The organism is Paenibacillus sp. AR247 (assembly GCF_002968895.1).
Lineage (GTDB): Bacteria > Bacillota > Bacilli > Paenibacillales > Paenibacillaceae > Paenibacillus_AQ > Paenibacillus_AQ favisporus.
The window spans coordinates 45,139-47,738 of the sequence record NZ_PCZT01000001.1; the positions used below are offsets into that span (position 1 = coordinate 45,139).

Consider the following 2,600-nt stretch of genomic DNA (forward strand, 5'->3'; position numbering starts at 1 on the left):
TTATACTCGTGCCGTGCAGGGCGGAATCGGGCATGCGAAGGCAGCCGGCAACTACGCCGCAAGCATCAAAGCCCAAAGCAACGCCAAGAAAGGCGGCTACTCCCAGGTGCTGTGGCTAGATGCGCTGGAAAAGAAGTACATTGAAGAGGTCGGCAGCATGAACATCTTTTTCAAAATCGGCGGTAAAGTGATCACCCCGGCCATTAACGGCAGCATTTTGGAAGGTGTGACCCGGGCTTCGGTTCTGGAGCTGCTCGGCAGCTGGAACATCCCGGTGGAAGAGCGGAAAATATCGATTGAGGAGATTTTTGAGGCCAATGCCAAGGGAGAATTGGAGGAAGTGTTCGGCACGGGGACTGCGGCTGTCATTTCCCCTGTCGGCGAATTATATTGGAATGACCGGCAAGTCCTCATTAACAACGGCCAAATCGGCCCATACTCGCAAAAGCTTTATGACACCCTAACGGGTATCCAGACCGGGCGGCTTCCCGATCCATTGAAATGGACGATGCCCGTTTAAGTCCCCATAGGATGAATGCAAAAAAGCTTTCCTGTTCGCCTCATCGCTGGCAGGAAAGCTTTTTTCATTTGCGTTCTATTCCTTTTATCGAAATTCTGTTTAAAGCAAAGAACATCGAACATCCCGGTCTTTACCCTTTTCGGGCATAATCGCTGAATGTGGACAGCACGCTGTTGTATTCGTCAATGTCCTGCACCCGGATGCCGTCATAAAGCTGCTGCACGGCTCCGTCTGGCAAGGAGGATTCCATCGAGTTGATATCCAGTTGGAAAAAGGTTTTAATGACCTTTTCGTGTGTCGGCGGTCCCTCAAACAAGGTCAGATTTCCATCTTTGTCGAGGCTGATGTAAGCCTGTTCCTTACAGGTCGGGGATAGATCCGAAATGGTTTCCTCAAACCGGATTTGTCCCTTCCCGGTAAACTCGCCTTTCCAGGTTGGATGCTCATTCATCAGGGAGTAGATGTCATCGCTGCTCAGTTGTCCGAGCACCTGTTCCTCCTCACCGCATATATAAACTTGGCGAACGGTTACTTCGTTTGTACCCTTCGTTTGATTCAATGTCTTCCAGAATTCCGAATTATCCACGGTGTCATCGGAACCTTCCGTCTGCTCATAATGCTGAAGCGTTTCAATGGCAACCGGCGGTTTCGTGCTGAGCAGGCTCTGTACCTGATCCGGAAGATAGGATCCGAGCCAGACCAAGGCAAGCATTAACGAAGAGATCCCCAGCGTCAACGCTCTGCGTCTCCAACGTCTCCATTGCTTTTGTATTTTCTTTTTGATTCGCGCTGCATTCACGGTAATCCCCTTCTATTCTCTATCTTTTTCCTTTATTGTGACCGGGGAAATACCAAATTATACAGCAAAAAACCACCGAAATTCATTCGGTGGTTGATCTGATCGGGACGACACGATTTGAACATGCGACCCCCTGGTCCCAAACCAGGTGCTCTACCAAGCTGAGCTACGTCCCGTTATTCATCTAAAAATGTTAAAATGCCGGTGAAGGGACTCGAACCCCCACGGTTTCCCTCACGATTTTGAGTCGCGCGCGTCTGCCAATTCCGCCACACCGGCTCGGTAAAACATAAGTACGCGCCCTAAGAGATTCGAACTCCTGACCTTTTGATTCGTAGTCAAACGCTCTATCCAGCTGAGCTAAGGGCGCCCGTAAAGGCAAAAAAAATGGAGCGGACGACGGGAATCGAACCCGCGACCCTCGCCTTGGCAAGGCGATGCTCTACCGCTGAGCCACGTCCGCAAAACCAAAAATAAAACTGGTGAGCCATGAAGGACTCGAACCTTCGACACCCTGATTAAAAGTCAGGTGCTCTACCAACTGAGCTAATGGCTCTTAATTCAAGAGGATTCTCATCCCTGAAGTAAAGATCATGGCGGTTCTAACGGGATACTCTCTCTTCGTTCGAGACTGCGATGCAGCGCTAACGAAGCAGATGCTCCGACGAACCCATTAATTCGGATTCTCATTCCTTGAAGTAATTTAAAATGGCGGAACCGACGGGATACTCTCTCTTCGTTCGAGACTGCGATGCAGTGCTAACGAAGCGAATGCTTCGACGAACCCGTTAATTCGGATTCTCATCCCTTGAAGCATTTAAAATGGCGGAACCGACGGGATTCGAACCCGCGATCTCCTGCGTGACAGGCAGGCATGTTAGGCCTCTACACCACGGTTCCACGGCCTTTGGGATCTCCATCTTAAGGAGATAATTGCGGGGGCAGGATTTGAACCTACGACCTTCGGGTTATGAGCCCGACGAGCTACCGGACTGCTCCACCCCGCGTCATTAAAAGTATTTTGTTATTGGGCCCCCCGAAAAGTATTCGGAATTAACTACGAAGGTTTCTGTTCACTTTTTGGGGATAATGGTGGAGGCTGAGGGGATCGAACCCCCGACCCTCTGCTTGTAAGGCAGATGCTCTCCCAGCTGAGCTAAGCCTCCATAATAAGTGACCCGTATGGGATACTCTCACTTCGTTCGAGACTGCGATGCAGATGCTAACGAAGTAATGCTCCGACGAACCCTTTATGGATTCTCATCCCTGATGCTAATGAAG

Annotated in this window: 2 protein-coding genes and 8 tRNA genes; 1 reads left to right on the plus strand and 9 read right to left on the minus strand. The window is 50.2% G+C overall.

What is annotated here, in order from left to right; all coding sequences use genetic code 11:
- A partial coding sequence (locus CPT76_RS00225) for an aminotransferase class IV (protein WP_181152635.1) occupies positions 1-520 on the plus strand: 520 nt, incomplete at its 5' end.
- Between the two features lie 130 nt (positions 521-650).
- Here the strand turns inward: CPT76_RS00225 and CPT76_RS00230 are convergent.
- The 9 genes from CPT76_RS00230 to CPT76_RS00270 form a co-directional block, all read right to left on the minus strand.
- Positions 651-1,319 (minus strand): BofC C-terminal domain-containing protein, encoded by a 669-nt coding sequence (locus CPT76_RS00230; RefSeq protein ID WP_076176974.1) that lies wholly within the window; start codon positions 1,317-1,319, stop codon positions 651-653.
- Positions 1,320-1,421: 102 nt separating this feature from the next.
- Positions 1,422-1,495: transfer RNA gene (locus tag CPT76_RS00235), tRNA-Pro, on the minus strand.
- A 23-nt stretch (positions 1,496-1,518) separates the two neighbouring features.
- A tRNA-Leu gene (locus CPT76_RS00240) sits at positions 1,519-1,598 on the minus strand.
- Positions 1,599-1,615: 17 nt separating this feature from the next.
- Positions 1,616-1,689, minus strand: a tRNA-Arg gene (locus CPT76_RS00245).
- Positions 1,690-1,707: 18 nt separating this feature from the next.
- Positions 1,708-1,782 (minus strand) — tRNA-Gly (locus CPT76_RS00250).
- 17 nt (positions 1,783-1,799) lie between these two features.
- Positions 1,800-1,875: transfer RNA gene (locus CPT76_RS00255), tRNA-Lys, on the minus strand.
- 267 nt (positions 1,876-2,142) lie between these two features.
- Positions 2,143-2,219, minus strand: a tRNA-Asp gene (locus CPT76_RS00260).
- Positions 2,220-2,252: 33 nt separating this feature from the next.
- Positions 2,253-2,326 (minus strand) — tRNA-Met (locus CPT76_RS00265).
- Positions 2,327-2,409: 83 nt separating this feature from the next.
- Positions 2,410-2,485, minus strand: a tRNA-Val gene (locus tag CPT76_RS00270).
- Positions 2,486-2,600: the final 115 nt, after the last annotated feature.